At 63.3% G+C, this 6716-nt stretch carries 4 protein-coding genes; 1 reads left to right on the plus strand and 3 read right to left on the minus strand.

Going from position 1 to position 6716, the window contains the following annotated elements:
- Positions 1-128: 128 nt before the first annotated feature.
- From T5B8_RS15030 to T5B8_RS15040, 3 genes are all read right to left on the minus strand, one after another.
- On the minus strand, positions 129-1079 hold the full coding sequence (locus T5B8_RS15030; protein ID WP_353180063.1) for a helix-turn-helix transcriptional regulator: 951 nt from the start codon (positions 1077-1079) through the stop codon (positions 129-131).
- Between the two features lie 311 nt (positions 1080-1390).
- Positions 1391-2248, minus strand: coding sequence for an N-acetylmuramoyl-L-alanine amidase (locus tag T5B8_RS15035; RefSeq protein ID WP_353180065.1), 858 nt, complete (start codon positions 2246-2248; stop codon positions 1391-1393).
- Positions 2245-2652, minus strand: a complete 408-nt coding sequence (locus tag T5B8_RS15040) for an acyl-CoA thioesterase (RefSeq protein WP_353180066.1) — start codon at positions 2650-2652, stop codon at positions 2245-2247. Before T5B8_RS15040 ends, T5B8_RS15035 begins: the two co-directional genes overlap by 4 nt.
- Before the next feature lie 98 nt (positions 2653-2750).
- Between T5B8_RS15040 and hrpA the strand changes: the two genes are divergently transcribed.
- Positions 2751-6671, plus strand: coding sequence for an ATP-dependent RNA helicase HrpA (gene hrpA, locus T5B8_RS15045; RefSeq protein WP_353180067.1), 3921 nt, complete (start codon positions 2751-2753; stop codon positions 6669-6671).
- The last annotated feature ends 45 nt before the right edge of the window (positions 6672-6716 follow it).

Raw genomic sequence — 6716 nt, forward strand, 5'->3', positions numbered from 1 at the left:
GCTGCGGCACAAACGCCGCCGCTGTATCCATTCATAGCCGAGCATGGCTGGCAGGTACAGCCGAAGGGGCAGGTAAATTTATACCGGCTGGCCGCCAGCGATGTCGAAGCGCCGTGCGCGTGTGCGCGTCAGTAGCGCGACGAACGATGGATCAGGCGAACCAGTGAACTGCGACTGGTGACCCCGAGTTTTCGGTACACGCGATACAGGCGATTGGATACGGTCGAAGGCGCCAGATGCAGCTCCCGGCCGATATCCTTGAAGGTCATGCCGCGGCAGATGGCCGCCACGATCTCGCGGTCACGGCTTTGCAGGGCGTCGAGCGGGTTCGCGCGACGGACGACGATACAGAACAGATCGCCCAGCGGTTCGTTTTCGATATGCAGATCGTTACATAGGCAGGATTCGCCGGGCGGCGGCAGCGCGAATGGCAAATGGGGCTGCTGCCAGGGGCCGAATGCTTCTTCCACCAGATCGATAAAGCCCGGTTGGGCCTGGTAGAGCAGGCCGTGATCGTCGCATACGGCGGCCTGGACCCGGGTATGGAGACGATCGCGCAGTGCGACATGAAAGAAGAACGCGTGGCTTTCTGCTGCGATCAGATGATAGGCGATACGCTCGAATATCTGACGTTCGTCTTCGCTGAACGCGCGCTCGGCATCGAAGCGATACAGGCTCAGCAATGTATAGACATGGCTGCGCGCGTCGTAGGCGATGTAACTGAGGATGCGCTCGACCCCGTAACCCGAGAAGCACTCGCGATAGATACGGCTGTCGCGAAACGCGGCGTCGTCGATGACCGAGCGCATATCAACGGCATGGCCGACGTTGCTCATCAGCGCCGGCAGGATCGGATTAATGCCCTGGGTTTGTTCCAGCGCGCGTGGGTAGTCTGGCTCGAGGCCGATGGTCACCACGCTATGAAATACGCTCGATGTGTAGTTGCCGGAACCCCATAGTGCGGCATCGAAATCGAGCACATTCGCCAGCAGCTGAAGTGCGGTTTCGCGAAAGCTGTCAGTGCGACAGTGTTCGATCGATTGGTAGAGGTTGGCGATGAAAACGTCGACTCGATCCATTCGTGCCCCTTCGTTGGCGACGCAGCTGCGTCAACTCGGGTTTTTGTTCTTGATCGATGGAGCGAGTATTAGCGGCTCGAACGCAGCCTGTAAAATCGTGATGCGATACGGAATACGACGCATCTGCGTAGAAAACCGAAATTTTCGCAATCTGTCAGCGGCTTAGCTGACAAGTGCTGCTGCGGTCGAGTGATACGAGACGCCTGACCCGGCTTGCAGCCAACCGCTGACTGCGCAGGGTGCGCGATGTGCCTGACCGCGTTGCCAAACCGACCAGCCGCCGTTGGCCAGCAACGCCGGGCGCCAGGCGCCTAGCGATATTTGTCGTTGAGTGCCCAGAGCCGCGCGACCGTTTCCAGATCCGGGATGCCGTCGTAGCGCTGCGGGCGAAAATGCATCTGAAACGATACGATCACCGCGTGGGTCGGCTGGTCGAGCACGCCGGTCACGTCGAGTTCGTAGCCATAGCGTGACAAGGCCGATTGAATCGCCGCGATACCGGGCATGTCGTAGCGAAAGCGATCACGATAGGCGTTCACCGTGGCGGCATCCGGCCAGGCGCCGATACCCTGACGATAGAGTTGCTCCCAGGGAAAGGCCGGGCCCGGATCGATCTTGCGCCCGGGCGAAACATCGGCATGGCCGAGCACGTTTTCCGGCGCGATGTCGTAGCGGGCGATGATATCGCGGGCCAGAGCGATGACCGCCGCAAGCTGTTCGCCCGAAAAACCGCGCCAGACCTTGCCGCTGGGCGTGTCGACCGGGCCGGGATTGACGATTTCGATACCGATCGAACTGTCATTGAGATGCCGGCGCCCGGCCCAGGCGCTTCTGCCGGCATGCCAGGCGCGCGCGTTTTCGTCGACGAGTTGATAGACCACGGGCGCGCCGCCACGGCGAGGCGGCGCATCGGACACCACGTAATGCGAACTCACGTTGGGTCCGGTCAGTACCTGGATCGCCCGGGCCTCATTGCCGCCGGTATAGTGCAGCACGAGAAAGCGCACACGATGATTGTAGGCCTGTGCCTGCTGGGCCTGATCGGCCCAGTAGCCGTTGCGTTGCTTGAGCGTGGCCGGGGTGCAGCCGGCAATCGCGACCACGAGGGCTAGCAACAGCACAAGGCGCGGGCCGCCGACACCGCGCAGCGTGAAGATGGGCCCTGTCATTCGTTGTCTTCTTCGCCCTCGGCGAAACGATCCTTGATATAGGTCACCTCGGTCTTGCCATGCGGTTTCGGGCGCCCGTCATCGCCCATGCTCACGAACACGATTTCGTCGATACGCAGGATGCTGCGCCGCGTGATCTTGTTGCGCACTTCGCAACGCATGGTCAGCGAGGTGGTGCCAAAACGCGTGGCCGCGATGCCCAGTTCGATGATGTCGCCCTGGCGCGCACTGGACACGAAATTGATTTCGGACATGTACTTGGTGACGATATGGTGATGATCGAGTTGAATGATCGCGTAGATCGCGGCTTCTTCATCGATCCAGCGCAGCAGGCTGCCGCCGAACAGGGTGCCGTTGGGGTTGAGGTCTTCGGGCTTGATCCACTTGCGCGTATGGAAATTCATGTCTTGCCGGCCAGTGCGTTGATACGCGCAGGCTAACCGATGCATCAGTGCGCGGCTATCCATGGTTCGCGTCATGACCGTCGCTTCGAGGAACAACATTGACCGCAAACGCTCACACCGAAGCCGTGCTGGCCGACGTGCAAACACGCGATCGCCATCGGCTCACCCGGGGCTGGCGGCAGGCGCGCGACGCCGAGGCCAGGGCGCGTATGGCCGAGCGGATCGAAACGAGCGCGGCGGTGACGCATACGCGGGCCCAGGAGCGTGGCGAGGTGGCGCTGGTCGAGGGGCTGCCGGTGACCGCCCGCGCCGACGAGATCCGCGCTGCGCTCGAGCAACACCAGGTGGTGGTGGTCTGCGGTGAAACCGGCTCCGGCAAGACCACCCAGCTGCCCAAGATTCTCATGCAGGCCGGTTTCGGCGCGCGCGGGCTGATCGGCCATACCCAGCCCCGGCGACTGGCTGCACGCAGCGTCGGCCAGCGGATTGCCGAAGAGCTGATTACGCCGTTCGGCGAGCTGGTGGGCTTTCAGACGCGCTTCGAGAAGAAGCTTTCGGAATCGACCCAGATCAAGCTGATGACCGACGGCATCCTGCTGGCCGAAACCGCACGCGATCGCTTTCTCAATGCCTATGAAGCCATCGTCATCGACGAGGCCCACGAGCGAACGCTCAACGTCGATTTTCTGCTCGGCTATCTCAAACAGCTGCTGCCCAAGCGTCCGGACCTGAAAGTGGTGGTCACCTCGGCCACGATCGACCCGGACCGTTTCGCCCGGTTTTTCGACGACGCGCCGGTCATCAACGTCGAAGGGCGTGGCTATCCGGTGACGGTGCGCTATCGCCCGCCCGAGGAAAACGACGACGATCTGCCGCAGGCGGTGGAGGCCGGCATACGCGAGCTCTGGCGGCCGGGCGAGGGCACAGGGGCGGGCGATATTCTGGTGTTTCTACCCGGCGAGCGCGATATCCGCGACTGCGAGCGTCATCTGTCCAAAGCGCTGGCGGGTGACAAGTTCAGCGCCGAAATCGTGCCGTTGTATGCGCGGCTCACGCGCAGTGCGCAGAACCGAATCTTTTCGGCCAGCAACGGCCGCCGCGTGGTGTTGTCGACCAACGTGGCTGAAACCTCGCTGACGGTGCCCGGTATTCGCTACGTGATCGACAGCGGGCTGGCCCGTATCAGCCGTTATTCCACCTCGGCCAAGGTCCAACGCCTGCCTATCGAGCCGGTCTCCCAGGCCAGCTGCAACCAGCGCGCGGGCCGCTGTGGTCGTGTCGCGCCGGGTATCTGTATCCGCCTTTTCGACGAAGACGACTACGAAAACCGGCCAGCCTTCACGGACCCGGAAATCCGGCGTACCAATCTGGCCAGCGTGCTGCTGACCATGGCCGATCTCAAGCTCGGCGAGATCGAGAACTTTCCTTTCATCGATCCGCCCGAGCGGCGCTATATCAACGACGGCCGCAACCTGCTCACCCAGCTGCAGGCCATGGACAACAAGCGCATCACCGCCCTCGGTCGCCAGCTCGCACGCCTGCCGCTGGACCCGCGTATCGGGCGCATGCTCATTGCCGGCCAGGCCATGGGCGTGGCCACCGCCATGCGCGTGCTCGCTGCCGGGCTGACCATTCAGGACCCGCGCGAACGCCCGCCGGCCATGCGCGAGGCCGCCGATCAGGCCCAGCGCGAGTTCGCCGACGTGCGCTCGGATTTCGTCAGTCTGTTGAAGCTCTGGGACGCGTTTGCCCAGGCGCGGCGCGAACACAGCGGCAATCAGCTGCGTAAATGGTGTCGTGAGCGTTTCATCAACTTCATGCGCATGCGCGAATGGGAGGATCTGGCCCGCCAGCTGCGGCGTATCGGCGCGGATCTGGGCATCAGCAATGATCCCGCCCAGGGGCGCCTCGCCGAGGTGGATTTCGTCGGGCTGCATCAGGCGTTGTTGCCGGGGCTGCTCGATCATGTCGGCCAGCTCGAAGAGAAGGGCGAATACCAGGGCACCCGCGGGCGCAAGTTCCGCATATTCCCCGGCTCCGGCCTGGCCAAGAAGAACCCCAAATGGATGGTCGCCGGCGAGCTCATCGAAACCAGTCGTTTGTTCGCGCATACCGTGGCGGGCGTCGATCCGAAATGGATCGAAAAAGCCGCCGACCATCTGGTGACGCGGGAACACTACGAGCCGCACTGGGAAAAACGCCGTGGCCAGGTGGCCGCCCGCGAGCGGGTGAAGCTGTTCGGACTCACGCTGGCGGACGGGCGCAAGGTCGATTTCGGCCGCATGGACCCGGTGGTGGCCCGCGAGATTTTCATCCGCGATGGCCTGGTGGCGTTCGCGGTGACCGATTCGCGCGGGCGTATGCCCGAATTTCTGCAGTACAACCAGCTGATTGTCGACGATATCGCCGCCCAGGAAGCGCGTTTTCGCCGGCGCGATCTGCTCGTGGACGAAACCACCCAGGAACGCTTCTATGACGAACGCCTGCCGGCGGACGTTCGTGATCGCAAGAGCCTGCAGAAATGGCTCAAACAGAACGACGACAGCGTCCTGCGCTTCGACGAAGACCAGCTGCTACGCCATGCCGGGGTGGACCTGCCCGCCGATGCCTACCCGCAAAGCATGCGCCTGGGCGATCTGCCGGTTGCCCTCGACTATGCCTTCGAACCGGGCACGGACAAGGACGGCGTGACCGCGCGCGTGCCGCTGGCCGCGCTCAAGCAGATGCCGCCCGAGCGGGCAGAATGGCTGGTGCCGGGCCTGCTGGAAGAGAAATATCGCGAATATCTCAAGGCCTTGCCCAAACGCCTGCGCCGGGCCGTAGTGCCGGTACCGGATTTCGCCCGTGCTGCCGCCGAGCGTGCCGAATTTGGCAAGGGCGACCCGCTGGATGCGCTGCGTGAGGCCATTCATGCCATGACCGGGCTGCAGATACCCGCCGATGCCTGGGACGACTTCACGCCGAGTCCGCACCTCAAGCTGCGCTTCGAAGTCGTCGACGACGACGGCGAGGTCGTGGCCACCGGCCGGGATCTGGAAAAACTCAGCCGTGATCTGGGCGACCGGGCCCGCGCTGCGGTGGCCCAGGCCAGCGACGACGCGCTGCGCGAAACCGGCCTTACCGCGTGGCCGGAACAGGATCTGGCCGATAGCGTCGAGCTCAAGCATGCCGGCGTGCGTGTTCAGGCCACGCCCACGCTGGTCGATCGTGGCGATTCGGTGGACCTCGAATTGCTCGACGACCCGCAGGCGGCGGGCGTTGCGCATCGTTACGGTGTGATTCGACTCGCCCGGCTGGCCACGGCCAAACAAGGTCGGCTGATCAAACGGGATCTGGATCAGTTCAAGCGTTTCGCGGTCATGGATCTGCCCGCAGCGCCGGTCACCGCGCTCGCCGATCGCGAACGCCAGCGCGTGATCGAACAGGATAACGAACCGGCCTTGCTCGCCGATCTGCTGACCGCGCTCATCGAGGCGCATATCGACACGCCGGTGCGCGACGCGGCTGGCTTCGACGCACTCGTATCCACACTGCGCGGCCAGTTGATGGCGGATGCGGTCGCGCTCTGGAACGATCTGAAACCCGCGCTAACGCGGCTGGGTCACGTCAATAAGCGGCTCTCCAAGAATATCGGTCTCGACTGGATGGCAGCGATCGAGGATATCCGCGATCAGCTGGCGCATCTGGTCTATGCCGGGTTTGTCGGCGAGCATGCCTATTCGCCCACGCTGGCACGCAATCTGGACCGTTACCTGACGGCCATTGAACAACGCCTGGACAAGCTGGCCCGCGACGGCGCGGCGGCCGATAAACAGCGCATGCGTGAAATCTTGCCGTACTGGCAGGCTTACAAGCAGCGCGCCGAGCGTGCGGTGAATAAAGCGCAGCGCCCGGACGGCCTGCACGAACTACGCTGGATGGTCGAAGAATATCGGGTGCAGGTTTATGCCCAGCCGCTGGGCACGGCCATGAAAGTTTCGGCCAAGCGCCTCGATGCCGTGCTTGCCGAGCTGCGCTAGGTGTGATCTTTCAGTAGGTTGTTCATCCGGGTCATTTGCCTTGAA

It is taken from the genome of Salinisphaera sp. T5B8, assembly GCF_040361255.1.
GTDB lineage: Bacteria > Pseudomonadota > Gammaproteobacteria > Nevskiales > Salinisphaeraceae > Salinisphaera.